At 59.6% G+C, this 25,205-nt stretch carries 21 protein-coding genes; 12 read left to right on the top strand and 9 right to left on the bottom strand.

All coding sequences use genetic code 11. The annotated features are described in order from the left end of the window. Window positions 1–40: 40 nt before the first annotated feature. The 3 genes from ACNSN4_RS02530 to ACNSN4_RS02520 all read right to left on the bottom strand — a co-directional run bounded on the left by ACNSN4_RS02530 (window position 41) and on the right by ACNSN4_RS02520 (window position 2,985). Complete coding sequence (locus tag ACNSN4_RS02530; protein ID WP_418284184.1) at window positions 41–877, bottom strand: undecaprenyl-diphosphate phosphatase; 837 nt, start codon at window positions 875–877, stop codon at window positions 41–43. A gap of 220 nt (window positions 878–1,097) precedes the next feature. Then, a complete protein-coding gene (locus ACNSN4_RS02525; protein WP_418284183.1) occupies window positions 1,098–1,814 on the bottom strand; it encodes a hypothetical protein in 717 nt (238 codons plus the stop codon). A gap of 67 nt (window positions 1,815–1,881) precedes the next feature. Further along, entirely contained in the window at window positions 1,882–2,985 is a 1,104-nt protein-coding gene (locus ACNSN4_RS02520) for a DUF4330 family protein (RefSeq protein WP_418284182.1), read from the bottom strand. Between the two features lie 129 nt (window positions 2,986–3,114). Between ACNSN4_RS02520 and ACNSN4_RS02515 the strand changes: the two genes are divergently transcribed. The 3 genes from ACNSN4_RS02515 (at window position 3,115) to ACNSN4_RS02505 (ending at window position 5,606) form a co-directional block, all read left to right on the top strand. Beyond that, window positions 3,115–3,561 carry a VanZ family protein gene (locus ACNSN4_RS02515; RefSeq protein WP_418284181.1) on the top strand — a complete coding sequence of 149 codons (447 nt, stop codon included), beginning with the start codon at window positions 3,115–3,117 and terminating at the stop codon, window positions 3,559–3,561. Between the two features lie 181 nt (window positions 3,562–3,742). Then, window positions 3,743–4,729: an NAD-dependent epimerase/dehydratase family protein gene (locus tag ACNSN4_RS02510; RefSeq protein WP_418284180.1), complete on the top strand. Its 987-nt coding sequence runs from the start codon at window positions 3,743–3,745 to the stop codon at window positions 4,727–4,729. Between the two features lie 124 nt (window positions 4,730–4,853). Further along, the gene (locus ACNSN4_RS02505) at window positions 4,854–5,606 is read left to right on the top strand and encodes a sugar phosphate nucleotidyltransferase (RefSeq protein ID WP_418284179.1); all 753 of its coding nucleotides are present in this window, start codon (window positions 4,854–4,856) and stop codon (window positions 5,604–5,606) included. 2,277 nt (window positions 5,607–7,883) lie between these two features. Here the strand turns inward: ACNSN4_RS02505 and ACNSN4_RS02500 are convergent. Continuing rightward, window positions 7,884–8,489 (bottom strand): PD-(D/E)XK family putative nuclease, encoded by a 606-nt coding sequence (locus ACNSN4_RS02500; RefSeq protein ID WP_418284178.1) that lies wholly within the window; start codon window positions 8,487–8,489, stop codon window positions 7,884–7,886. Window positions 8,490–8,979: 490 nt separating this feature from the next. Then, window positions 8,980–9,300 (bottom strand): antibiotic biosynthesis monooxygenase family protein, encoded by a 321-nt coding sequence (locus ACNSN4_RS02495; RefSeq protein ID WP_418284177.1) that lies wholly within the window; start codon window positions 9,298–9,300, stop codon window positions 8,980–8,982. A 160-nt stretch (window positions 9,301–9,460) separates the two neighbouring features. Between ACNSN4_RS02495 and ACNSN4_RS02490 the strand changes: the two genes are divergently transcribed. The 5 genes from ACNSN4_RS02490 (at window position 9,461) to ACNSN4_RS02470 (ending at window position 15,101) form a co-directional block, all read left to right on the top strand. Next, window positions 9,461–10,927, top strand: coding sequence for a DUF6498-containing protein (locus ACNSN4_RS02490; RefSeq protein WP_418284176.1), 1,467 nt, complete (start codon window positions 9,461–9,463; stop codon window positions 10,925–10,927). Between the two features lie 77 nt (window positions 10,928–11,004). Then, window positions 11,005–11,904 carry a DUF7847 domain-containing protein gene (locus ACNSN4_RS02485; RefSeq protein WP_418284175.1) on the top strand — a complete coding sequence of 300 codons (900 nt, stop codon included), beginning with the start codon at window positions 11,005–11,007 and terminating at the stop codon, window positions 11,902–11,904. Next, window positions 11,904–12,620: a hypothetical protein gene (locus tag ACNSN4_RS02480; protein ID WP_418284174.1), complete on the top strand. Its 717-nt coding sequence runs from the start codon at window positions 11,904–11,906 to the stop codon at window positions 12,618–12,620. Before ACNSN4_RS02485 ends, ACNSN4_RS02480 begins: the two co-directional genes overlap by 1 nt. 37 nt (window positions 12,621–12,657) lie before the next feature. Beyond that, window positions 12,658–13,491 (top strand): ABC transporter ATP-binding protein, encoded by an 834-nt coding sequence (locus ACNSN4_RS02475; RefSeq protein ID WP_418284173.1) that lies wholly within the window; start codon window positions 12,658–12,660, stop codon window positions 13,489–13,491. Next, complete coding sequence (locus ACNSN4_RS02470) at window positions 13,488–15,101, top strand: hypothetical protein (RefSeq protein ID WP_418284172.1); 1,614 nt, start codon at window positions 13,488–13,490, stop codon at window positions 15,099–15,101. The genes ACNSN4_RS02475 and ACNSN4_RS02470 overlap by 4 nt, the downstream gene beginning before the upstream one ends. 415 nt (window positions 15,102–15,516) lie before the next feature. On the opposite strand, the gene ACNSN4_RS02465 is transcribed toward ACNSN4_RS02470, so the two are convergent. After that, window positions 15,517–16,179, bottom strand: a complete 663-nt coding sequence (locus tag ACNSN4_RS02465) for an SdpI family protein (RefSeq protein ID WP_418284171.1) — start codon at window positions 16,177–16,179, stop codon at window positions 15,517–15,519. A gap of 111 nt (window positions 16,180–16,290) precedes the next feature. Here ACNSN4_RS02465 and ACNSN4_RS02460 point away from each other — a divergent pair, with 111 nt between their 5' ends. From ACNSN4_RS02460 to ACNSN4_RS02450, 3 genes are all read left to right on the top strand, one after another. Continuing rightward, window positions 16,291–17,112, top strand: a complete 822-nt coding sequence (locus ACNSN4_RS02460) for an alpha/beta fold hydrolase (protein WP_418284170.1) — start codon at window positions 16,291–16,293, stop codon at window positions 17,110–17,112. A gap of 521 nt (window positions 17,113–17,633) precedes the next feature. Further along, entirely contained in the window at window positions 17,634–17,996 is a 363-nt protein-coding gene (locus ACNSN4_RS02455; RefSeq protein ID WP_418284169.1) for a DUF7344 domain-containing protein, read from the top strand. A gap of 120 nt (window positions 17,997–18,116) precedes the next feature. Continuing rightward, window positions 18,117–18,473 carry a hypothetical protein gene (locus ACNSN4_RS02450; RefSeq protein ID WP_418284168.1) on the top strand — a complete coding sequence of 119 codons (357 nt, stop codon included), beginning with the start codon at window positions 18,117–18,119 and terminating at the stop codon, window positions 18,471–18,473. 332 nt (window positions 18,474–18,805) lie between these two features. Here the strand turns inward: ACNSN4_RS02450 and ACNSN4_RS02445 are convergent, their stop codons facing one another. Genes ACNSN4_RS02445 through ACNSN4_RS02435 form a run of 3 tightly spaced genes read right to left on the bottom strand, consistent with a single transcriptional unit; the run spans window position 18,806 to window position 22,776 of the window. Further along, complete coding sequence (locus ACNSN4_RS02445; RefSeq protein WP_418284167.1) at window positions 18,806–21,307, bottom strand: helicase HerA domain-containing protein; 2,502 nt, start codon at window positions 21,305–21,307, stop codon at window positions 18,806–18,808. Then, on the bottom strand, window positions 21,264–22,277 hold the full coding sequence (locus ACNSN4_RS02440; protein WP_418284166.1) for a hypothetical protein: 1,014 nt from the start codon (window positions 22,275–22,277) through the stop codon (window positions 21,264–21,266). The genes ACNSN4_RS02445 and ACNSN4_RS02440 overlap by 44 nt, the downstream gene beginning before the upstream one ends. After that, window positions 22,270–22,776 carry a hypothetical protein gene (locus ACNSN4_RS02435; protein ID WP_418284165.1) on the bottom strand — a complete coding sequence of 169 codons (507 nt, stop codon included), beginning with the start codon at window positions 22,774–22,776 and terminating at the stop codon, window positions 22,270–22,272. The genes ACNSN4_RS02440 and ACNSN4_RS02435 overlap by 8 nt, the downstream gene beginning before the upstream one ends. A 642-nt stretch (window positions 22,777–23,418) precedes the next feature. Between ACNSN4_RS02435 and ACNSN4_RS02430 the strand changes: the two genes are divergently transcribed. Continuing rightward, window positions 23,419–24,687: a hypothetical protein gene (locus ACNSN4_RS02430; RefSeq protein ID WP_418284164.1), complete on the top strand. Its 1,269-nt coding sequence runs from the start codon at window positions 23,419–23,421 to the stop codon at window positions 24,685–24,687. Window positions 24,688–25,205: the final 518 nt, after the last annotated feature.

Raw genomic sequence — 25,205 nt, 5'->3', positions numbered from 1 at the left:
ACGCGATCGGCCCGCGGTAACCCGTGTTGTACAAGCCCTCTCACACAACGACCGCTACGACGCCGCCGCCCACAATTGCCAGCCCGCCGAGCCCGAAGCAGACGGCCCAGAACGGCACGCGATCGACGACTCGCATGAGGACATCGATTGTCAGGTAGCCGACGACTGCGCTCACGGAGAGCGCGACAGCCGCGGCCGATAGACTAATTCCCGGGAGCCCGCCAGCGCTCAGCAGGGTGAGAACTGCCGCTCCGAGGCTCGCGGGGATCGACAGCAGAAACGACAGCCGGAACGCGGCCGGTGGCTCGTAGCTGCGGAAGAGGAACGCACTCGTCGTGACGCCCGACCGCGAGATCCCGGGGAGGATCGCAACCCCCTGAACGGCGCCGACAAGCACGGAATCGCGGAGTGTCGGAGTTGTTCGCCCGCCCATCGAGACGGATTCGGAGGCGAACTGGAGAACGCCCGTTGCGATGAGTAAGACGCCGATGACCGCGATGAAAACGCCCCCGGTGAGTTGGCCTGCGAGATCGACCGCAAACAGATAGAGGGGGATACCGACAACGCCGGTCAGCAGACAGGCGACGACGACGTACGACGCGATCGCGTTGTCGCCCTCGTAGGCCGCACGAGGTCGCCATCCCGGGACGGCCGCGAGCGCGGTCCGAATCTCGTCACGGTAATAGGTGGCCGCCGAGAGTGTCGTCCCCAGCTGCAGAAAGAGCGCGAGTTGGAGCGCGACGGCAGGGTCGGTGCCGACAAGCGTGAGAACCAACGCGAGGTTGCCCTGACTCGAGACGGGCAGCCACTCGACGATACCCTGCACGATCCCCGCGAGGATCGCGACGGAGAGGTCCGTGGAAAGCACTGTGTGCATTGGATAAAGGAGGACACTTAAGCAGTAGAGATTCAGCGCCGTGACGGCGGACTCGAACCGCGGGGCTGTCGAGCGTGTTGACACCCTCCTCGCCCTGAAGCGCGGGGCTTTCTCCCCGCACGTCCGTAACGCGCGATATCAACCACGGGCGGTGTCAGTGACAGGTCGTACCAGTGACGAAGCCCAGGCCAACTGCCTCATCCTCAGAGTCGGTGGGATGTCAACGGCGGTCAGATTCCGGTTCCGACTCGGAGTCTGGCGTCGGTTCCCACGACGCGTCTGACACCGACAGCGTCTCGGCCGGGTCGCCATCCTGCGAGGTCTCGCTGCGGGCAGACCGGGTGACCGCGGCGTCTGGCTCTCGGTCATCATCGGCAGCAGATTCGGGCGGGTCCGGTGGTGTGAACGCCGCACGCGCGAGTGTCATCGGACGCGTTTCCCGAAGCGTCGCCCAGTCGCGGTCGTCGCGCATCGCGAGCAGGCCCGCGACGGCAAGGCCGAGACCGACGGCCACGGACAGAAGCGAGACGCCGCCGCGGAGGCCGCTGGCAGCAATCGCGACACCCAGCACAGCGACCACGATACCGACGCTTGGAAGTGGCGCTGTGCGCAGTGACACTTCGGCGCGTTGACCGGCGCTGACCGCGCGCGAGGTCCCCGCTGCATCTCCGAGTCGACCGACCGCCCGATCGAGCAGCCGAAGCACCGGACCGACCGTCCGCGTCTCTCGGAGGTCGATCACGATCACCTCGGGATCGGGCTCGGCAGTGAGCCACTGATACAGCGCCGAGGCGCGGATCCACGAACCGAGCCGTCGGCCACACCCCCGCAGCGTCGTCGCAACGCGCGAGCCAGCCACCACCGCCGGCGTGTCGTCGTCGTCCGACCCGGCCGAGGTGTGTGACCCCGCAGAGCGGTCAGTCGAAGCGGGGGTCACGAGAGACACGTCCCGCGTTTGAGACTCGCCGTCGCGTGAGCGGCGACCAGCGAGCGGTCGTCGTCGATCATCCGGAGACGCTCACCACCTCGGCGTCGATGATTCGCGTGCCGAGATCGATCGTGACCGTGCGTCCGCCGCGCAGCGGCTCGCCTTTGAATTGGACGCCGGTCGTCGCCTCTCGAACGCGGAGCTCCGCCGTAATCGTCACGTCGCGGTTGCGCGGGTGATCGACGACGTTGACGCTGCCGTCCTCACCGGTAGCGATAATCAGCGACGGGGACACTTCGACGTCGGTGATCTCCGCGACAGGCTCGCTTGTATGCCCTTCAGTCATGCCCGGTCGGATGGTGCGTGCCGTGTCCGCGCGCACTTCGGAGAGCCGAAGCGTGACCTGTCGCGTCGCTGTCGTGCCCAGTTGGAGCTCGCCGTTTACACGCTCGATCTGTCCCGCGATCGTGTACTCGTCAGCGGGTAGCGTAACCGACTGTCCGCGCTGGAGGGGGACGCCACCGAAGCGGGGTTGCCCACGCTCGTTGTGGGTGTCGAGTTCCGTCTCGACGAGCACGCGCGTTTGGTTGGGAGCGCTCGTCGCGTAGGTGGCGACGTCGGTGATCGTTGCGACGGTGCGACCGGCCAGCCGAATTTCGTCGCCGGCGGTGACCGCGGTGGCCGTTTCGGCGTCGAGCGTGTCCCGAACGACGACGCGTTCGGTGTCGCCAGCGAGCGTGTCCCCCTCGCCGGTCGCTCGAATCTGACCGCTCAGTTCGTACCGAGGCGTCTCGATGGCGAGCGTCCGCCCGAGGCGCGGCGGTGCGTTCGCGTACGTGATGGTATCGTCGTTGGCCTCGCCGTTGAGTTCGACGCGGAGCGTGACGCCGATCTCGTCTTCGCGCGGGGTGAGATGGACGTCTGTGATCCTGATCGTGGAGCTGCCGTCCGGCTCGTAGGTGTCGCCCTCGTTGATCGCGTCGACGACGTAGGCGGGCTGGGTCCCCATATCGAGCGTCGCGTACGTCGTGTCGGTGTCGGGTTCGGGCTCGGGTGCGGGGTCATCAGCGAGGACCAACGCCGCACCGGCGATGACGACGGCACCCACCATGAGAACCACGAGGGCGTCGATAACGTTGACGGCGCCGAAGAGGTTGCCGTCATCGTCGATCAGTTCCATGTTGGGGCCTCCGAGCACGGCATTATCACAGCGAAATCGCGCCTCGGGCAAAAACGTATTCGTTTACCGGACGCGAGCAGTGGCTCAATCCCGCAGGCTTATCTATTCCTCGGCGACAGAGCAAATACGATGCTGCGCATCCGGCTCCCGCTCGTCCCGCGAGCGCTTCGGTGGGGGATAGTCCTCGCGGTGGCGTCGACGATCCTCTATTTCTCGGTGTTCACGCCGCCCGGCAGCGGCGTGATTCGATACGGCCCGTTCGGGGTGCTCGCGTACAGCACGTGGCTCCACGGGCTGGCGTACGCCGGGCTCGCAGCGACGCTGGCGTACGCGTTCCAAGACCGCCCGTGGCGCGACCGGTCCGTGCTGGTCGTCGTGGTTATTCTCGCGGTGGGGTACGGGGCGGGGATCGAGCTGCTCCAGTCGACGCTGGACACGCGGACCGCCGATTGGGGTGACGTGCTCGTGAACGCGATTGGCGCAGGCGTCGCCGCAGTCGGGTGGCGCATCCTCACGCGTCGCGTGCGGTTTTATCGCGCGGGGCGGCTGGCGGAGCTCGAACTACCGGTCCAGTGAGTGACTGGTTGTGAGTCTAATCTTGTGTACGACGGTTGGTACGTGACCGATCAATCACGTCTGTGAGTCGGGAAGACGCTAGCGGGTCCGGGGTTTACGCGACGCGATCGAAGCGCTCTGCGCGATCAAGGCGATCGCATCGAATCGCGCCCGTTTTGTGTCAGCCGTCAGAACGCCGCATATGCAGATTCTCGTCACGGGCGGGGCCGGGTTCATCGGCGGACACCTTGCCGAGTCATTCCTCGCCGACGGTCACGACGTGACTGTTCTCGACAATCTCGAACCGTTCTACGCCGAGGGGATCAAACGCCACACGCTCGATGTCCACCGCGACGTGGCTACCGAACAAGACGTGAGCTACCGGTTCGTCGAGGGTGACGTTCGAGATCAGGAGACAGTAGACGCGCTCGTTGCCGACACAGACGTCGTTGTCCACCAAGCCGCACAGGCGGGGGTACGCGAGAGCGTCGATAACCCACGGAAGGTGACCAACATCAACGTCGACGGCACGGTGAACCTGCTTGAAGCGTCAACGGAGGCCGACGTGCAGCGGGTGATCCTCGCGAGCTCGTCGTCGGTGTACGGGAAGCCGGAGTCGTTGCCCTACGCGGAAGATCACCCGACCGAGCCCGTGAGTCCCTACGGCGTGACGAAGTTGACACAGGAGCACATGGCGCGGGTGTACACCGAGCTCCACGGGCTGCCGACGGTGTGTCTCCGGTACTTCACGGTGTACGGGCCGCGGATGCGTCCCAACATGGCCATCTCGAATTTCGTCTCGCGGTGTCTGAACGACGAGCCGCCCGTCATTTACGGGGACGGCCAGCAGACCCGCGACTTCACGTATGTCGCAGATGTGGTCGATGCAAATCGAACGCTCTTGGAGTCAGACGCGGCCGACGGCGACGTGTTGAACATCGGGAGTTCGGACACCATCTCGATTCAGGAGTTGGCCGAGACGGTCCGTGATCAGCTGGCGCCCGAACTGGAGATCGTGTACGAGCCCGCGCGGGAGGCCGATGCGGAGCACACCCACGCCGCGGTCGGGAAGGCCGGGGAGCTGATCGGGTATGAGCCCTCACGAACGATCACGGAGGGGGTCAGTGAGTTCATCGAGTGGTATCGGGCGAACCGAGAGTGGTACGAGCCGTTGGTGCGGTCGTCGTAGGCGGGTCAGGTTCGAGACTGGGTCCGGGCTAATAGGAATCAGTGACGTGGCCGGTGTGAGGCGATCGCATGCTTCACTGAGGTGCCGCTGACTCTGAGTTATCTGGCTTTCTCAGCTCCGCTGTGTGACACGAACCAATGGATTGACATGGCTGGTGAGTAGGGGCTCTCATATGGATGCGGTCATTCCCGCTGCCGGGCGCGGAACGCGACTCGGAGCGCTGACGGACGAACAGCCGAAGGGGCTCGTTGCGATCGCCGGGAAGCCGTTGCTCGCGTACGCGCTCGATTCAGCCGTGGAGGCTGGCGTCGACGAGCTGATCGTGATTATCGGGTACAAGGGTGGCCAGATTGTCGAACGGTTCGGTGACGCGTATCGTGACGTACCCCTTACGTACGTCCACCAGTGCGAGCAGTTAGGGTTGGGGCATGCCGTGTTGCAGGCGAAGCCCGCCGTCGACGGGACGTTTCTGCTCGTGAACGGCGATAACGTGTTTGCCGACGGGGTGACACCGGCAGTCGAGGCGGTACACGCGGAGGGCGTCGATGGGGTTCTCGGGGTCGAGGAAGTCTCGCGCGAGGTTGCCCAGACGACGGGCGTGATCGAGACGAAGGAAGGGAACATTACGGACATCGTCGAGAAGCCTGACAACCCGCCGTCACAGATGGTGACAACTGGTTGTTATGTTCTTCCTGCGGAGACGTTTCACGCCTGTGCGCTCGTTCAACCCTCCGCTGATGGGGAGTACCAATTGAGTGAAGCAGTCGGATTACTGTGCCGTGCGGGGTTCGATTTTGAAACTGTTGAACTCGGTGAACGCGTGAACGTGAACGAGCTGGCAGATCTTGAGCGGGCGACGGCGTTGCTTGAGAGCTAGACGGGTTCCATCGTGACACGGGAGCAATCGGGTATTGCACGAGCGACAACGGTGAAAGTCTTGGAGTGCGACCCAGATACTCCTCTGTTTTTCATCCATGCTGACAATCCAGACCTCTCCAGTAATTTCGATTTTACACGTCGAGTTATGACAAGCACAGTAATGCTATCAGGAACGTGTATAGACTGTCTCGGGATGTTTGATGCGCTCTTTTTTTATAGACACACAATATGATTTCCCGCTTTGTGCGAGTGAGACACCTATCACTGAGTATCAGTACCACCGCTATCGCTTGGCTTCAACTCACTGTCGGGCGAGCGTCGAAGACCAGAGATAACTTCTTCATATTCTGACCGTTGAAGGCCTTACTAGTGGCAACGAGAGTTCCACAAGAACGCGACTGTCAGCGCCAACCGTGTGAACGTGAATCGATCCCGGAAGCAGCCGACCACAGACGTCAGAGACGCGAATTGCGTACCGATCCACTCCGTGTGTGGCCCTGTACGTACCACCACCCAGCAGACGGCATGGCACCGCCACAAAGAAACCGAAGTACATCACGACGAGTAAAATTTGCAGGCCGACTGTGGATCGGCAGGTCGGAGTGCAGACGGATCCAACACGAACCACGCACTAGATCGCGACTTACTGGAGACACCCATACTGAGGCCCTTCGAAGCGGTGACGAACCCCGTCGATTGTGTGATGATACCGATCGGTGAGGGTGACACACGTGACGCTTCAGAACGTCGCCTTACTCGATGCATCATCGCTCGCTGTGGGAGCGAGCGCAGCATCCACAGAGTGGACGCGCCCGATGTTGATCCGGTAGTAGCCAGCGGTGGACACGCTATCACAGATATCCCACGCACGGATATCCAACGAACCTGCTGAACACTACAGAGTCGGCGAGTCGCACGGAGCGAATCGCAGTGCGGATTCGGAGGCTAGTGGAATAGTCGATGGCTCATAACGTGTGCTCATCGCCGACCGGAAGATCACTGGTTCACCCAGAACGTGGACGGGTTTCAGGTGACGCGCGTCGCATCTCACAGACAGAGACATCGCGGGTACGAACCGATGGCACCGACTCGGAGCGTCACCACGCTGATCACCGTCGTGGCGGTGTCACAGAGAGACACGGCGGAAGCCCACGACTGAAGTCGTGGGTCACTGACTGGCTCACTAGCACTTCACAGGAGTCGACAGTGGACGCTGACAGTCATCAGGATATCGTGTGTGATCGAAGCGGACAGGGAGACAGGAACGCGGCGAGACCGCTCTTGAACAGATCATCAGAACCTCAGCGTCCATTCACGGAACGTGTGAGGAAACGGCTAGTGAGTGCGCTCTCACCGGGTAACGAGAGGGTACTCATCGCCCCGTCACAGCCATCAGCACCACACAAAGCGGGGCTGCAGGCTATGTGTCTCCCACCGATAACGCGATGAGATCGCAGTATTGCCCCGTTATCGGATGGAAACGGCTCTGTTGTGGTTGTCAGCAACGACGGGTGAACGGGCACTCACCTTCGGAACGCCGCGTGTAGCCACGACCCACCTCGTTCGGACGTCCTTCGACAGGGGTCCTGTGGTTGGCTGTGAGACCGGTTCAGCAGTCCATTAGAGCAGACGATACGCTACCCTCTGTTGACAACGGGGTCGAATTGGTAGCGTCGTGTACCGTTGTGAGCGGCAATGTTCCCCGTGAGAGATTGGTTGTGAGATGCAGAGACCATCTCCATGAGGGAGCGGTCACCGGTGAGGACAGCCGTACTGTTGGGTGGATCGGCGATTTCGGTATCGGCCGTGACAAACCGGCTACGGCCTGAAAAACGGATTGTCAGCGCTGTGGTCGATAGCGCCCTGACGAGTGTGTGGCATGACTTCACGAACAGACGCGTAGTGAGGCAGTGACAACCCGCTCACCATCTGGCGCCGACCGCGCTGTCGAAGAGCGGGTCCACGGTAGTCCATCGGCGATCTCTCCGAGTGTGTGGTGCCCGCTGTCAATCTTCTTGCGGTCGCGGTGGCGTCCTTCTGTCTCTTACCTTGCGGTTGCGGTGGCGGTCCTCCTGTTTGGTTTCTTGCTGTTGCGGTCCCCCTGCCTGCCCTCTTCCGGTTGCGGTGACCGTCTTCACCCTATTGGTGCGATACCGGAATGAGTGTGGATGCGGAAGCGGCCTGCGGGAGTGTCGTTACGGTCATGTAGAGGCTGTCACAAAATGGGTAGACCACTTGCGTACTCGGTGTGTAGCCGTCGTCACCAGCCGAGATATTATGCGTAGACTAGTTCCCACTCACGGAGTAGTTCTATCGAGACATCCAACGCGGACAGCACGCGGGGCCACGGCAGGTCGATATACTGTCTTCCGGATCGTTGGCTACTATCGTACGTTGTCCAGCCCTCATCAATGATCGCGTCGATCCGCTCGATGGGTGTCATGATTTTCCCAATCTCGATGGCCGCGCCGCTTGCATCCACGCGATACACGAGCAGAAAGTAGTACGCCTCTGGTGTGGTTGATAACACCCAGTGATTGCGTTCCCAGATACGGAACGTTCCGGCCGAGCCCGACGGATACCAATTGATACAGCTTTTCGCTTCGATATCGACAGTGTGCTCGTCTGATCCCCATCGACTGTCATCATCTCTGACGACTGCATCGCGGCTTCGATACCGACTGATTCGAGCGCCATCGATGACGTATTCGAGGACGTGCTCGACATCATACCCTCGCCCGGCGGCTGTGTCCGGCCCGCGTCCCGACGGATTATTGGCGATGTCGGGTGGAAGATCCTCAAGCCGAAAGTGTGGCTGTTGGCCGATGCCATAGGGACGGGTCTTCCAGTACTGGCCGTGCTCCGCGTAGGGGTGTGGCATTACTCACCCGATCCGGTGGCCCGTTCGGCGTGAGCGTGTGACCGTCGGCGACGACGTGTTGGGTTGTGGTATGTGGGGTCATTCGTGGCCTGAGACAGGGTGTGTGACATACTCGTCGGTTCTCGTCAAGTCAGCATTAGTGGCGCGGCGTAACGGTAGCGTTTTCGAAAATTGTACGACTGGACGGCCCTCATGTCGATATGGCCGTCACGGTACGTAACGATGACACAACTCTAGCGTGGCTTCGGTACCGGGATCATGGCGGCTCAATCCGTCACGCTCGGATCGAATCGGCATAAGCGTTTGTGTCTGTTGGACCCCGCTCACTTGGGCGGTTCTGTGAGGGTGTGGCTACTCGTAGAGACTGATTGCCGATCGATCGTTCGAAGTGGTGATAGCTGGTCTTGCTGAAATCTTCAACAGGAGACACACGCTGTCCAGACGGTAGTCAGTGCAGGAGACTTACCGATCACTCAGTACAGGAATTACACTACGCAGGTGGGTCTGCGTCGTCCCCAAATCCACTTCCATACGATTCGATGACTTCCGTGACGGTGACCTCGTAGGCATCGTACCACTCTGTCCACCGCTGTTTCGCCTCTTTATGCTCTGAATATGCGCCAAACGTCTCAAGCGCGTCTAAGGACTCCCAGTAGTACGCGACGAGAACCTCCTCACTTTCTGGGGCAATCCACGTTCGCTTGCCGCGATAGCCGTCTGTATCCTCAGCAGCCGCCTGTATCGCGTCATTCAGCTCGTGAAACCCCTCGTCATACTCCCCCGGGTCGAGGCGAAACGTAACGAGATACATTACTACGAGATCGCCCTCGCGCGAGCAAGATGCTTTCTCTTCGAGAGCGAGATACGCAGTCTTCAGCGATTAGCTGTTTCGAAGGAGAATATGTCTGAAGGATAGGATTTCAGCAGAACCGGTTCCATACGCTTTTCCAAATAGGTTCAAAACGCTCGATATGCCCTCCACATCCGGTCCCGGTCGACATCGCCCACACTTCGGATTCGGCCCGATCCTTCTCGCGAACCTGATCCCGCTCTTCGGCGTTCTCCGTCTCGGATGGGACCCGGCGACGCTCGTGGTGATCTACGCGCTGGAATTGTTGTTCACATTCCCGCTTGCCGGTATGAAGGCCCTGTTCGCAGCGCGACCCCCGCGAACCGATCGCGAGGAATCGAGCGTGGTCAGCGTGTCGAGCGAACTGACGGAGACGCGCGGCTCCCTCAGACTCGTCCCGTGGCTACCGCCGGTATATCCGCGAAACCTGCCGTTCGCCACTGCCGTGGTCAACGGTGCCGTCTGGTTTCTGATCGCGTTCGGCGTCGTGCTCTCGAGTGTGGTCGCCGCCGGTGACGTCCTCACCCGTCCGGAGGTGCTGGTTGGCGCGCTCGCGCTCATCCTCGGCCAGTCGGTCGAGACGTTGCGTGACTTCTTCCGCGGCGGGTACGAGACAGCGTCGGCGTATTCGGTCATCGAGACACCGACGAGACAGGCGTTCTTCCTTACGTTCGCCCTAATGATGATTCCCGGTATCGGCGGCGTCGGAGCCGAGGGGGTTTTGGGCGTCATCGTGCTGGTCAAGCTCCTCATCGAGTGGTCGGCGTACCGCGCCACTACAGACGGGACCGGACGGCTCACCGACTGGCTCTCGGGACCGGAACCGATGGACGCCGACCTCGATCCGGTAGAGATACCCGACGACACTCCCGGCGCCTGCATCTCAACTGATCGGCGTGCGGTGCTGTATACAGCCGTCTTCGACGTCGTTGGGAGACTCGCGCCGTTTCTTGTCATGCCGTTCATCTTCGTCTGGTTCGTCGTGATAAGCGTTCTCGGCGACGGAGCGTCTCCCGGTGTGACGATCGGAGCCAGTGTCGTCATCGTCGCGTCGTTTCTTGGCTCTCTCGCGATGCGTGTGCTGTTCGTGTTCCTGCAGTACGGCTCGCTAGAGTACCACCGAGACGGGGATCGAATCGTCGCGTACGACACGCTGCTGGCAGAACCACAGTGGTCGGCGTCGATCCCTGCGCTCCGTAACGTACAGATCGTCCCGGATCGACTCGCCGATCGGTTGCTCGGAACCCGAACGCTCGCCATCACGACGGGCTGGGGTGACATCGAGACGCGGCGGTATCTCGGCCCAACTACTGACGGGGACGACCTCATCGAAGCGTTTGAGCTTCCCGTGAGAACCGCGGATCTCGATCCGATCGACCGACGGCCAGCCGCCTTCGTGACGGCCTGTCTCGTCGCGCTCGGTGGTGCGCTCGTCGTACTTGCTATCGGTCCGTGGCTGACTCTCGGAGAGCTGCTATTCGGTGGACTCACCTACGGCGTCTTCGGAATCCCGATTATCGGGCTGACACTCCGACTACTGTGGGTACAGACCTATCCTGAGCGGACGACTGATCCGGTCCAAAATTGAAATTCGTATTTTGAGACTACTGTTCTAGTTTGGAACGTACCAACGTTTTATAACTGATTCTTGGGAATATCTCTGGTATGGCCCTCCTCGAAGCCCTCCGAGAAGCTCCGCGGCTCCTCCGTAAGCAACCGATACTGTTCGTTCCGATGGCGATCTTCGCCGTCCTCCAGACGCCACAGCTGTTCTTGGAGACGATCGACCCAGTACTCTCGCTGGTCGGATCGCTCCTCGCAACGGGACTGTTCGTCTTCGTGACCCCCGTGTTCTACGCTGGGACGATTGGAATGGCGAACGACGCGGCCATTGGAACCCCGACCTCGCTCGGTCGGTTCTGGCGTCACGCTAAGGAGTTCTACGTCTCCGTGTTGGTCGTGTACCTGTTTATCACGGTCGCGACGTTTGCGTTCGGGTTTGCAATCTCGATCGGCGCGCTCGTCGCATTCATCGCACTCGGGACAAGCGGGGCGCTTGAGGCGGGTGGAATAGAGGCCGTTGGTCTGCCCGTCCTCCTCGCTGGCGGCGGCGTCTTCGCGCTGATCGTCCTCGTGTTCCTGATCGCACTGTTTGCCGTCCACTTTTACGCTCATGCGATCGTCATCGAGCGGAAGGGAGCGGTCGACGGACTGACTCGGAGCGTACACGTCGTTCGACACAACCTCAAATCGGTCGTCGGCTACGGGCTCCTGTCGCTCGTGTTCGGCGGCCTATTCGGCGGCATCTACGTGCTCCTCATCACGTTCGCGTTCCCGTCCGCCCCGGCTCCCGGCGAGCCCGCACCGATGCCTGATCTTGTCCCGGCGTTGCTCGGCTCCGCGGTATCTGTCATTGGAACCGCGCTGTTCACGACGTTCTTCCTCGTTTTCTCCGTCGTCTTTTACCGGGCGCTCATCGGAGCAGACGAGGAACCGTCCCGATCAGATACGACGGCGATCGAGCACGGCTCCGATGAGTTCGACGGTCCCCATCCCGCCGAGTGATGTTGTACACCATCGCGGGAATCGGCTTCGTCGCGCTCGGTCTCGCGATCGGCTGGTACGGCCTCCGGCCGCTCGCGGTCATTCCGAGGGTTCTCGGCGCCGACGTACGGGATCCGAGCGAGGTGACAGACGCCGGAGCCGTCGTCTGTCGCGGGATTGCGAACAAATCGAGTGAGACTCTCAGAGCCCCGTTCACGGGATCGCAATGCCTCGGCTTCGAGTTCGAGGTCACCGAACGTCAACCGTTCGGGATCGGAGTTCCGTGGTTTCAGGCCTATCTCGACGACGGCGTGGCGACACGCCAATTCACGCTTGACGGTTCGTCTGAGACCATCACTGTCGTGCCATCAGCCAAACGGTTCGCGCTCGATACGGAATCGACGGTCATCACGGTCGGTGCCCGCGAAACGCCGCCCGAACGTATCAAGCAATTCGTCGATGTGCGAGACGAGCTCGAACCAGTCGCGGGATGGGTGCGGGCCGTCCCCGGACTCGGTGCACGTCGATATGTCGAACGGCGGATTGATCCCGGCGAGGAGTATCTCATCGCGGGACGCACGGAACGCCGACAGAACGAGGTCGTCCTCGCGGGTGATCTTGTCATCACCGATCGTTCCCCGAGAGGGCTCGCGCTCGCACGCCTCCGGACGGCAGCGTTTCCGGTGGTGATCGCGTCGATATTCGTCGCTGTCGGACTCGGAGGTATCGTTCTATGATCGACTGCAGTACGACGCCGCCTACGGATTTCAAAAGATGACGCGAGACACGCACGCCATCGAGACGCACGGACTGACGAAACGATTCGGTTCCGAATACGCCCTCGACGGACTCGATCTCACCGTCGAACACGGCACAGTGTACGGCTTTCTTGGACCGAACGGGGCCGGAAAAACAACGACAATGCGGATGTTGACCTCGCTGACGCGGCCGACCGACGGCGAGGCGTGGATTGACGGGAACCCGGTCTCGGACCGCGACGCGATCAGAGGATCGATCGGCTATCTTCCCGAGGAACCGCCGGTCTTCGACGAACTCACGGGCCGCGAACAACTCGAATACTTCGGTCGGCTTCGCGATCTCCCCGCCGCCGAGATGGAGGCTCGGATCGCAGATTGGTTGGACCAGTTCGATCTTACCGACGACGCCGACAAACGGATCGGAGATTACTCGAAGGGCATGCGTCAGAAGGTCGGCCTGATTCAGGCGCTGTTACACGAGCCCGACGTCGTGTTCCTCGACGAGCCGACCAGCGGTTTGGATCCGCGAGCAGCTCGGACGGTCCTCGACGTCATCGCGGAACTGACTGACGACGGCCATACCGTGTTCCTCTCGACGCACATCCTCTCGGTCGTCGAGGAGCTCGCAGACGTCGTCGGCGTTCTCTACGAAGGCGACCTCGTCACCGAAGGATCGCCCGCAGAGCTGATGGCGCGAATGGAATCCGAGGAGGGAACGACTCTCGAAGACGTGTTCCTCTCGGTCACCGCCGAACACGGACCGGTCTCTTCGAGAGCGGATTCCGGGGCGGATCCCGAGCACACCGGAGATGCCACCAGCCGACAGGACGGACGGGTCGAGGACCGATGACGCGGGCGAAGCGTCCGCGGCTCGTCGCCCGGACCGAACTCCGGCGGCGCTGGCGGACCATGAAAGAGAACACGACGCAGATGCTCGCACTCGCGTTCGCGGCCCTCATGCTGCTTCCGTTCTCGATCGGCGGCGTGTTCGGGGCGTACCTCGCCGGAGGATTTGTCGCCGGAAGCGAAACTGAGCCGCTCATCGAATGGGCGCGGATGGCGTTCGTCTACGGGTGGATCTTCGTTGTCGGGTTCGGCGGGTATCGTGCGTATGCCGTCGCGCTCCGCCCCGACAACCTCGATGGCTTGCTGACGACGGTTTCACACCGGGACGTGATCGGGGGGCTCGTCCTCACCGAACTCGCCCTCTGGTCCGCGTTTTTTGTTACGATCGGAAGCGCGGCGACGGTCGCGTTCGCCGTCGGTGCCGGATCGTTACTCACGATTCCCTCCCTGTTGCTCACGCTGTGTCTCGTGATCGTGACCGGGATCCCGGCGGGTTTCCTCCTCGCGCTTGGCGTGCGAAACGCCGGCGTCCGATCGCGGCTACTCAGCCGTCTCCGAACGCTGTTTCTCGTGCTGCTCGGGATCGGGTACTTCGCGCTGATCTTTACGAACGCGTTCGCTTCAGTTCTCGAGCCGATCTATCGCGTGCTCGCACCGACGCCTATCGACTGGTTCGGCGATCTCGCTACGATCGGGCTCGGCGTCGGTGCGTCGTCGCTCAGAGCGATCGGTGCGGTGGGGTTCACAGGCGTGTTCGTCGTCGTAGCGATCGCGTCACTGTACCGACTCTCGGAGTGGCTCTGGTACGCTGACGGCGTTCACGTCACCCACGAAGTCGAGCGTTCCGCCGAGGGGTCCTCGCGGTTCGGCGGGCTCTCACGAGTCCTTTCACAGCCAGTCTTCGGTGTCGTCGCTGTCGATTGGAAACGCGCCCGCCGGTCACCGATCTCTTTGTCGTTCGCGTTGTATCCGCTGATCGTCCTCGCCGGCCCGATCGTCACGGCCGCCCAGACGGGCGAGGTCGGAACGAGCCTTCCGCTGTGGGTCCTGATCAGTGGAACGTGGGTCGCCGGATCGCTGTTCGCGCTCAACGTGGTTGGTCAGGAAGGTGCGGCGCTCCCTGTGACGCTCCTCTCGGAGGCCCCCGAGAGATCGCTGGTTATCGGACACGTTGTCTCCGGTGCGCTCCTGATAGCACCAGTGACCGTCGTGGCGACCGTTATCGTGGGCAGTCTGAGTCCATATTCGACACCGCTTGTCGTGAGTCTGGGAGTGTCGGCGCTCGTCTTATCGGCTGTGTCGGGTGCGATCGGAACCGGGATCGGTGTCGGGTTCCCACGCTTCGAGGCAGTCAGTGTCTCTCGGAGTACGAAGGCGATCGTCCCGAGCGTCTTCGCGTTCACAATCTACTCGGTCGTGGTACTCCTCGTTGCACTCCCGACCGTTCTCACTCACTCCAGCACTATCGGCCCTGTACTCGCCTCGACCATCGGCGTCGACCGATTCGTGATCGGGCTCGTCGGGACGGTCGTTTCGGCCGTGACCGCGTGTCTCGTCGGTGTCGGCTCGATGTACATCGCACGGGATCGCGTTCGCGGCCATCGTCTTGGGTGAGTCTCGAGTGAGCGTTTACTCGTTACTGTGCGTGAGAAACAGTTCCGGTGAAATGGCTCTGCAGAAATGCTCTGCTAGTGATTCATGCAGATCCGGTTGTGGTCAATATAGGGGCCTCACGAATCGTTCAATACAGGGGACCCACGTACCGACGTCGAACGCCAACATCTATTCAATCAATCAGTAGCGACGTGCGAGATACAGAGGATGGATGCAGCAGGGTGATCACGTTCATCGAGAATCCCGAGAAGTCTAATGTAACGATCGGTTCATTACGGTGATACTGCTTATCGGTGGGGTTCACGTTCAGTTGGTGTCTCACGCACTATCTGCTCAAAGATCGGCGAATCTTCGGCGACCGAGACCAGTGACTACAATGCGAAAGAACGCAGGTTCACTGCGTTCGGTAAGCGCCTCAAGTAAGTTTGGTATCAGCGTCCTGTTCGAGATTTTTATACAAGTAATAGGAGTACGCAATCGTTACGACTGCAGTCAGGAGTAACGGGACGAGCAAAAAGTAAATCGCCAAGTCACCGAACAGCAGACCAACGAGTGCGAGAGCCGCAGTGAGTTTGAACATTCGTCCGCCGAGTTTGTGCACCTGATCCCAGACTTCGTCGCTACTGAGTGTCCACGGGGTGCGGATTCCGACGAACCAGTTCCGCTTTGCTTTCGTGAGAACGATCCCAGTATAGTACAACAGGAGTGCCAGCCCGGCGAGCAGTACGTGTGTAAAGGGGAACTCATAGCCGAGGTTAAACGCGAGAATACCCGCGTGGACGAAAAACAGAAAGGTGGTGAAGATGACGACAAACCAGTCGTAATATCGGCGGAAGGCAGCGATATTCTCTCCAAGTGGATCGATTCGCGGAAGCACGGCAAAGAGACCGATCAGGAGAGCCATCAGCCCGGGAAAAAGCCACAACGCCTGTCCTTTCGGCATGGAACCGCTTGGCTCGCCAGCAGCGTCCCAGTGCGTGACGAGGTGCTCCGGAAGTGAGGGGCCGAAAAGGTAGCTCATGAGTGCAGCGAGGACGGCAACTCCACCTGCGATTGCGAACCGGTGTGTCGTGTTCATACGATGCCTTCTCAGTACAGTGTATCAAGGTCACGGCTTCGTCGGAATACTCCCAAAAATAGGGTATGTATCCAGCATTCTATTTTAACCGACGCGTGAGAGGACTCTCCTATGCCGACCGCAAAGACCAACGAAATAGAAACGTACTACGAGCGGCACGGAAACGGACAACCTCTCGTTTGCATCCATGGGGCTTGGACAGATCATCGCCTCTGGAACCCACAACTCGATGCGCTCGGTGAGGATCACGAGGTGATTGTCTATGACGTTCGGGGCCATGGAAACACCGGTCCATCAGCCGAGCGACGATACACGATGGAGTTGTTCGCAGCCGATCTGAAAGCATTGGTCGAAGAGCTCGGACTCGAACACCCGATCATCTGTGGTTTGTCGCTTGGGGGAATGATTGCCCAGACCTATGCTACCAGGTACGGTGATTCCCTTCGAGGCCTCGTTCTCGCTGATACTGCCGTTTCCACCACACTGACCTTCCGAGATAAACTGACTCGATTGGCGTTTCCCGGCTGGGCGATGCGAGGAACTGTTCGACTCCTTGGTCCGCCGAAGTACGTCGATGTTGCGTATTGGCTGGCGAAGGTCACCCGTGGAGAAGACTGGTTCGGACGCGACGAGAACGTCCGTGCCTACGTTCGGGAGACAATGTCTTCGTTCGATTCGACCGAGTTCAACAAGATATTCCGGGCGATCTACGACTTTAGGCAGGTGGCTCTTGCATCGATTCAGGTACCGACACTCGTACTCAACGGTGAACATGAAAGCCGCTCGGTCTTCACTCACACAACTCACATGGAACGGGTGGTTCCAGATGTTCGAACAGCAGTGATTCCAGATGCGGGCCATACGTCGAATATGGAGAATCCAGCGGCATTCAACCATGAAGTATTGGATTTTCTCTCCATGATAACTGAGTAAGTGATCGGGTTCAACCAATAGCGACACGCCGCGAGATATGCGCTGTGTATCTCGCACGGCTATCGGAACACCTCTCTGAGCTGGTAGAATCTTCGGCGGTCAAGATGCAGGTACGTTCTATCGGCTGATTCATTAGCCGGAGAAAATAGCGCAGATCCTGTGCTGTACTCATCCTCTGTCTCTTGTCGGTGGTTCTTATCAGCCACATGGGATTTCAACAGAGCCGTCGGGGCTGTTTCTGTATCTGGGATGGGTGCGAGGGTTTGTCCTCGCGTCACCCATGAGTGAGCAGCCACCGAACCCATCTCGAGTCGTATCGCCAGTCAGCAATTCAAATCAGTTCCCGATCGGTGAGTCAGTCGTTGGTTTGGGCATCATTTGGGACGAACGGGACCAGCAGCATCGCTCTGTTCGCCGTGCTGATTATCCCGGGCGGCAGTGGTTTCAGGAGGCGGCGACGAGTGACAGGTCGCGCTTGTTCGGTCGGTGTGCTAGTTGCAGCGCCATCGGACACACACTGTATGCGGCCACCGAGGAGAACAATGAGTAACGACGGAGCCCCACGGCAAGCAACAGTGCTGACACTCGTGAGTAATGCGCGACGTCGGCGCGTCATCTGGACGCTTGCAGCGCTTGACGCGCCTGTCGACGTGGAGACGCTTACGGGCTTTGTCGTCTCACTCGAGGCCGCAGACACGGCGGCAGCGACACAATGGCAAGACCGTCGATCAGTCCGTCACAACCTCAAACAGCGACATCTGGTGCAACTCTCTGAGGCCGGAATCATCACGTGGACAGAGACCGTACAGCCCGGGCCTCACTTTCCGATTGCGCTCCGGACGCTTGCAGCGAGTGGCACCGCTCCGTCAGTGACTCACGACTGAAGTCGTGGGTCCAGCGCCGTCTACCTGTGAGGTCCACTGAGCCGAGCGAGTGAGACATGTCCTGTGGAAAGACTCAGCGATCCGCGTCTGAACCCATTTTCTAGTTCATCTGACGTGACAATGATAGCAGCCGTGTGCATCGCGGCGGTGGTGACGGAGAACGCGCACACGCGGCATTTATGGTCCGGAATGGGTGCGATCGAGTTCCATCGATCGTACATAGAGATGTCAGATCGACCTACACCTGCAGAGAAAACCGATGAACCGATTTCGAATGATCACCCCAACACGCGTTCGGTGGGATTTGCCGTACAGTTCACGCCGGCGCGTGGCGCCCGGCATCGAATCAGCTACGAGCCGCGGACAGATGCCGATGGCTGGTGGCGCATCACCCACGAATGGACCGGCTGTGCCTGGCGCATCGTCGGGCGAGAGCCCGTGTTCGGCGTCCATCTCGCCACTGACAGCGATGTCTGAGTGGCGAGTCGACAGTGCGGGAGCATTGGTGTCCCGTCTGGACAGCGGGATCGTACCGCGCGTCCACGGTTCGGGAGGCCGCTCACACAGTCCGTCGAGACAGGGGCGTGGTGAGTAGCTGTGCTTGATGTGCCAGCGGATGCGCGATGTCCTGTCTGCCAGACGGAGATCCTAACGCTCGCGATCCGGGGACCAGAATCCGCACGCGTCGCCCCGTGTGGACACGATATCCATCCTGGATTGGTTCTCGAAGAAATCGAGTGATCAGCCCCACCCGGATCGCCGAGACCACACTCGCTCCAGAAGACGGCTCGATAGTGACTAGTGGGAGTTCAATCGGTATCGAGCGCCGTTCGGAACGTCGACGCATCGACGGTCCCGTACGTCACCACCCGCGAGCACGCAGCCGACTGAAGATCATATCGCGACAGCGGAGTTGAACTGCTCATGACGTCCGTCGGATCAAGGTCGATCCGAGGCGGTCCCATCGACGGACTCACGAGATGATCGATCACGGTGTGGCCAAGCGCACGCTGAGTGACCACCCAGACGCTTGCGTCCGGATCACACGCGGCCATGGCGTCTGCGTCTTTGAGCACACCCGTCGACAGATCGTGTGTTTTCCGCTCGACTTCGACACAAACCCGAGGCGACCCACTGGCATCGAGACCGACAACGTCGATCCGGGCCTGTGTCTCCGGTGGATTCCAGTAGCGCTCGACGTCCGCAATGGGAGACGCCGGATCATCCAACAGGGCTTCAAGCGCGGTGACTGCGCGTTCAACGCCTTTGATGTGAAGCACGGATTCAGCGGGGTCACCGTGTTTGGGCTCTGGCGGGTCGGCGCCGTTCCGGAGTTGCCGGAGTAACGTCCGCGCCTTCGACGTCAGGTTGTAGTAATCGCCTTTCAGATCCGACTGTATCGTGATGTAACCGGCCTCGACGAGGCGCTCTTTTGGTTCGGTACCGACGAGCCCAACCGTTTCACGGAGCGGGTACATCGACTCATCCCGTACATCCCATGCTCGCGTGTCGATCGCCCGACGGCGTGCACGCTCTATCAATCGGAGGAACATGACATCAGTGACCGACAGCGCGCACAACTCGACTGCCTCGGGGGTAACGGTCGAGAGGCCGATATCGGTAATGGGGAGATCATAGTCGGTGAGATCTCCGTCAGCACGGCAGTGACGAAGCGCCGCACACAGTTTCGAGAAGGTGGGCAAAAACGCCTCATCACACGACGCACAGTGGACGGTATCGCTGGTGGCGTCATAGCGAACGCCTGCTGGAAGGTCGACGTTCGGCAGCCACAAGGTGTGTGCCAGCCCGCGTTCGATGTCCGCATGAGCGTCAGTGGAGTGCTCGGTGGGCTCGCTGGTGACCACCGCATCACGTGTCCGACTCCGTTCACGGCACTCCGCGATTACATCCTGACACGCGTCACGCTCGGCGCGTGGCCGTGAGTCAAACTCGGGGTGTTCGGGGTGAGACGGTGGCAGTTCGCCCGCACTGATGAGAAACGGGGTTGGAACGGCCCGCCCACGGTGTGGACGAAGACGGACAAGCCACTCACCTGCTGGGATACGCCCGACGAGATGGCTGGCCTCACGCTCTCCGAAGGGACCGCGAGCGATTGCCTGTGCCATCGCGGCATCGGCTTGTGCGGTCAACACCGTCCCGACGTTGGTCGCGATGTGTGCTTGTGCTTCCGTGCCGAATTGGCCCAGTTTCTGGCTCATCAGATACAGCGAGATGCCGAATGCACGCCCTTCGGACAGAAGATCCAAGAGGACGGTACTGTCACCGAGAACGTGAGCTTCATCGAGGTAGATGTTCGCAAGTGGGTGGTCGTCGGTGGTGTGATCGAGCTGGCGGAGTCGCCCCGCTGCGTGTGCTCGGGCAGTAATCAGTCGGATAATCTGTTCACGGTGAGTGGCGCCAAGCCCGGCCGTATCGAGAATGACGACCTCATCACGGTCCAGCGCATCCACGAAATCGAACTGGTGGGTGGGATCATCTGGGACCGACCCGAAGGCGGTCGCAAACAGCTCATCGCGAATCAGCGGCGAGAGCCGGCGACGAGCGCCCCCAACAATCGCCCTGAGTGTGCGTGGATCGCCGCTCGTCGTTGCCTCGAGATACGACCCGAGAACGGAATCGGAGACTGACAGCGAGAGGGTCTGTGACTCGACTTCGTGCAGTCGCTCGAGCAGATCGGTCACCGAGACGGTATCAGCACCAGCCCGGAACGACGCGGTCAGTAGCGTTCGGATCAACTCCAGTGATTGGCCGGCATCCTCGAACGAGTCTTCGGATGTCGCGGCGCTTTTGAGCACTTCCATCCCTGCTTCGACCACGATTTCGATCAGTCGAGAGCGACCGATATCGACGGGTGCGTTCTGAAATGGCCGAAGATCCCACAGCGGAATTCGAAGCATCTCCGTCGCCGCGGTGATCACCGTGACGGACTCGAGTGAGCCCAGTTCGTTGTACGCCATCGGGAGGAATCCGTCGGCGAACCCACCCTTTGGATCGATGACGATGTCGATACCGTCGGTGGCCTGCATGTTCGAACAGACGGCCTGTTGTGCGGTGATGGTCTTGCCAGTCCCGGCCGCTGCGATGTGTGCGACATGTCGGCGCTGCCGGTCACGCGGGACGCCAAGCGGATGCGTGTCATCCGCCCCACCATCGTAGAGCTCGCCAATGGCTAAGGGCCCGTCTAGATACGGGCGAATCGTCTCCGGTTCCGGCGTGTCGTACCGGAGTGTGTCGAGTTCGAGTGTGTTAGTCATCTGTCTCAGTGTGTGGACGGTCCGCCTGTGTGTCACCGAACAGCCACCTGAGACCCGACTCACGAACACGGATTTTGCCGGGCGTGCCGAGCAGTTCACGGACATGTGGCAGCCGGTCGTGGACATGACGTTGCGTGAGTCCGCCTTTGTCGACTGCTGTCTGGATGCCTTTGTTGAGCGGGGCGAGCCCGAGATGCTGAGAGAGCCACCGATATCGGGTGGCGTCCGGCCGAAGCCGCGGTGTTTCGATGAACTCAGCAGGCGACGTTGAGTGACGCCACGCGACCGTGAACGTGGCCGTACTGTTCGGCGGCCTGAAGCGCTTGGCAGCACGCACCGCTTCGGTTTGCAGCCGCGTACGGGACACTGTCTCAGCTCCCGTGGCCGAAGACCCAGCGAGGACCGAGATGCCGACGGCAAACGTCGTGGACGGGCTGAGTTTGTCATCGATATCCGACTCTACCGATTCGGCGTGGTGGCTGCCGACCGTGTCTTGAATCGGAACGATCAGGAGTTGTACGTACACCTCGTGCGTACAGCGTTGGGGGATGTACTCAAGCGCAGAACCGACACTACCGGCCGCCGTGTTTTCAAACTGGCTGTGAAACGATCCGCCAGTCGGTGGGTGGATCTCGATTGGTTCAGTGGTGGCCGTTTCCGTCGTCACTGAGAGTGCCGTCGCGTGCGAGACGGCCTCCAGAAATTCGATTCCCGGATGACCCACGTCCTGTGTTGCGATCAGTGGCTGCGATCGGGTGGCTGCCGACGTTGACGTGGCATATCTGTCCGTGGCGTCTGCAATCTCGCGAACGCGGACCGTTGGCGTGGGTGCGGTATCATCTGCTGGCCCGGCGGGGAAATACAGCCCCAACTCAACGGCGACCTGCCCATGGAGATCCAGTCCATCCGATTGGAGGAGAAGCGGATACAGCGGGCGATCACTGAGCTTGTCAACAGCAATTTCACTCCACCGTGAGTCGGACTGGTTCGAGCGTGTGTTATTCATTGGTGGTCTCCGTGTCGTCGTCGGTTGTCTCGGTCGCTGTATCGTCAGTTGGGGTCGACTCAGCAGTCGCGGTGTTCGATGCAATCCGTTTGCTGATTCTCGCGGCGATCTGTGAGATCAATTTGGCAAGTCGGTTCTTCATCAAGTGGAGGGCGTTCAACAGCGTTACAAACGGGGTCTGCTGGTACGGGTTCTGATTTCGAGCTCGCCAGTTCAGCTTCCATGAGCCGAATTTTTGCTGGATGAGAGCAACCGGCTTCATCACGAAGACGGCACCGAACCACTCCGCCGGGATATCACCGCGGAGCCGAATCGCAACGATGAGGGCGATGGGCAAGATGATGAGTAGCCCGGTGACGACATTTGCACTGGTAGTGTTGATACCGAGCGCCAGTTGGACGTAACCGAGGATGCATACGTAGATGCCGAGGCACATGTAGAACAGTACATCTTCGGGGGGAATCTCGTCATCGTTCGAGTCATGATCGCTGCTACTCATGCGATCCACCCCGCAGTGACGGCACTCGGGAGGCGTTATCTGTCGTCGTGGGAACGGCACTGTGTTTGCTCGTCGCCATCACGTCGTTGGCGGGTTGGCCAGCGGCCGAGTTGTTGTTCGGGACAGTCTGTCCGTGCAACTGGCAGGACTGACGACGGCTCCACCCCGTAATCGATGTGCGGACAGACGCGTCGTCTGAGTGCTCTCGCTCAGTTGTGCTGGGACTGTGCTTCTCGGATTGTGAACGCGCGCTCCCATCGTGGGAGGCGCGCTGTGCCATTTTTGGCATGACTCAATATAGGGCCTATACCACCATCGTGCCATTCCCGTAATCCCAATTACGGGTCAAACCGCCCAAGGTCAATGCGCAAACTGTGGCCTCAATATCGGATACAGCCATAATTCATGTATTGCTATTTCCTTGGCTATAGGGCCTCTAAGCCAGTTTATCGCGGACTATCGGATTGAGACATCTACGAGGATCTCTCCAACAACACTCCCGAAGAGAATCAGGAACGTAATTCTAAGTACGGATCAAACTGCCCAAGGTCAACGCTAGCTGGATCGCTCAGCGCGACTGAGAACCTATCACTCTGTGACAGAAGGAATAATGTACACGGTCCAATTCACAACGAATAGCCCATGCTTGACGGACGTGACTACAGACATTTTGGATATTTGTCCCAAAATGAGTTGATATATCTCACAGAAAACAAAACTGACTCGCGAAATCCGGCAAAGATAGAGCGGGCAATCGGAACGAAGGCAGCTGCACTCGATGAATATCTCGAATACGTTGCTGCTGAGATCACCCTTCTCGAAGCTGAAGGCTATCTCGATCGTGAGCTCAGTTGGGAGCAACTTGAAACTCTACGTCCAAACGTCGACCAGTATACACTGCCAAACATCTATCGAGAGACTGCTCCAGGGTTCCAGTACCAACTAGAGTTCGGATACTATTTTGGCTACGTGGCGCGTCAATTGTATCGCGGGACAACACCCGATCAGCACGACTCGGTCGTCGTTCTAGGACAGGAGTCACGAGTCGTTCTCGGGTTCCTTCTTGGATTGTATGAGCGGTTGGCATCGGTCTGGAACCCACCGAATGGCAATGATAACACGCCGCTTTCGGACGAGGATTTGGTGTTTACTACCGAATTACAAGCGACATTTGAGGAGATGGCCGAACACATCGACCGCATTGCCGCTATGGCAGACGCATTTGATGACTCGTTAGAAGCAAATGTCTACACGAAAGGCCACATCATCTCTTGTATTCGACAAGCAGAAGCTGCTGGGTTGACTCCAACAGTTCCGTTAACCACCGTATTAGATGAGTCACTGTCGTCGATCTCTGACCGATATCGATCACAATCCAGTCCAATACAGTCGTGGTTAGACGAACAGTTACACAGAATCCAGGATCAAACAGAAATTAGACAATATGAGCGATTTACAGAGTATATCACGGCAGATATCGACCAAATAAAATCACGGAGCATCGGCAATCTTGAGGCAACAATGATGCTCAATACGATTGGAGACGCCGGAATGGCGCGGTCGATTGACTGGATCAGACAGAATCTACCCGGTGGGGAAGACCAACAGAAAGAACAGAACATTAGAGAGATTAAAAACGACTTTTTAGCGGAGAAAGACGGCTGGGAGCGTGCCCTGATCATGGAGATCGACGGGGCGTACAAATTGTCATCGTATGGCGAATTGGTCTGGACGGTACTGAACGGTGATGATGATGTTGCTGACGTGCTCCATGCAGACGTCCTTCATCGGTGGGATACGATTTCGGCAGCGCAGTCGAAATATGAACCGTTAATCAGGGAGGCAATTGCAGGGGTGGATATCGACAGAGATGACCATATTCCGGTTCTTGATCTTGATGCTCATCGGTGAGTGGTCGGTTGATTGCTCGCAGTATTGAGCGGGCTGTGCTCACCGGTATTGACGCGGTTGGGTTAGCGATCTCGCCAGTCTTCTTGACGCGAGCATATTGTCGCTGCCACGCGTCTGCCGGGAACAGATCGGTTTGGTCGAACAACTCTCAGGCCAGACAGTGTGCTGTATTCAGGTCAGGTACCGTTCACGATGAAGTCCGCTGTCTCGGACTCGTAGCAGTCCGTGAGTTGATCGAGTTCGACATCTCGATCAACGAATTGCTCCATGCGATCGGTTGTATCTTCAACTAAATAGAAATGACGATTTCGGAAATCGTGAGTTCCAAACGTGTGATTTCTTTTTTGAGGGGAGCCGTGAACTACCCCACCCTCTCTAGAGGGAGAAGACCAGTTGAGTGAGGCGGTTGGGCTGTTGTGTCGTGCAGGCTAGAGTTTGAGACAGTTCAACTCGGTGAGCGCGTTAACTGTTTTCAGGCGCTAAGTCCCCTTCCTCAAGGAGTCGTTCGAGAGAGCAGA

The organism is Halorubrum marinum (assembly GCF_048381195.1).
GTDB lineage: Archaea > Halobacteriota > Halobacteria > Halobacteriales > Haloferacaceae > Halorubrum.
Note: the sequence above shows the minus strand (reverse complement) of the source record. Positions and strands in the feature narration are given on the sequence as shown.

Bases quoted from the DNA above. Each gene is read 5' to 3' on its own strand.
- ACNSN4_RS02480 (WP_418284174.1), top strand. From the start codon at position 11,904: ATGTTGTACACCATCGCGGGAATCGGCTTCGTCGCGCTCGGTCTCGCG.
- ACNSN4_RS02515 (WP_418284181.1), top strand. From the start codon at position 3,115: ATGCTGCGCATCCGGCTCCCGCTCGTCCCGCGAGCGCTTCGGTGGGGG.
- ACNSN4_RS02435 (WP_418284165.1), bottom strand. From the start codon at position 22,776: ATGAGTAGCAGCGATCATGACTCGAACGATGACGAGATTCCCCCCGAA.
- ACNSN4_RS02465 (WP_418284171.1), bottom strand. From the start codon at position 16,179: ATGAACACGACACACCGGTTCGCAATCGCAGGTGGAGTTGCCGTCCTC.
- ACNSN4_RS02460 (WP_418284170.1), top strand. From the start codon at position 16,291: ATGCCGACCGCAAAGACCAACGAAATAGAAACGTACTACGAGCGGCAC.
- ACNSN4_RS02530 (WP_418284184.1), bottom strand. From the start codon at position 877: ATGCACACAGTGCTTTCCACGGACCTCTCCGTCGCGATCCTCGCGGGG.
- ACNSN4_RS02510 (WP_418284180.1), top strand. From the start codon at position 3,743: ATGCAGATTCTCGTCACGGGCGGGGCCGGGTTCATCGGCGGACACCTT.
- ACNSN4_RS02520 (WP_418284182.1), bottom strand. From the start codon at position 2,985: ATGGAACTGATCGACGATGACGGCAACCTCTTCGGCGCCGTCAACGTT.
- ACNSN4_RS02490 (WP_418284176.1), top strand. From the start codon at position 9,461: ATGCCCTCCACATCCGGTCCCGGTCGACATCGCCCACACTTCGGATTC.
- ACNSN4_RS02485 (WP_418284175.1), top strand. From the start codon at position 11,005: ATGGCCCTCCTCGAAGCCCTCCGAGAAGCTCCGCGGCTCCTCCGTAAG.
- ACNSN4_RS02495 (WP_418284177.1), bottom strand. From the start codon at position 9,300: ATGTATCTCGTTACGTTTCGCCTCGACCCGGGGGAGTATGACGAGGGG.
- ACNSN4_RS02440 (WP_418284166.1), bottom strand. From the start codon at position 22,277: ATGAATAACACACGCTCGAACCAGTCCGACTCACGGTGGAGTGAAATT.
- ACNSN4_RS02455 (WP_418284169.1), top strand. From the start codon at position 17,634: ATGCGGCCACCGAGGAGAACAATGAGTAACGACGGAGCCCCACGGCAA.
- ACNSN4_RS02470 (WP_418284172.1), top strand. From the start codon at position 13,488: ATGACGCGGGCGAAGCGTCCGCGGCTCGTCGCCCGGACCGAACTCCGG.
- ACNSN4_RS02475 (WP_418284173.1), top strand. From the start codon at position 12,658: ATGACGCGAGACACGCACGCCATCGAGACGCACGGACTGACGAAACGA.
- ACNSN4_RS02450 (WP_418284168.1), top strand. From the start codon at position 18,117: ATGATAGCAGCCGTGTGCATCGCGGCGGTGGTGACGGAGAACGCGCAC.
- ACNSN4_RS02430 (WP_418284164.1), top strand. From the start codon at position 23,419: ATGCTTGACGGACGTGACTACAGACATTTTGGATATTTGTCCCAAAAT.
- ACNSN4_RS02500 (WP_418284178.1), bottom strand. From the start codon at position 8,489: ATGCCACACCCCTACGCGGAGCACGGCCAGTACTGGAAGACCCGTCCC.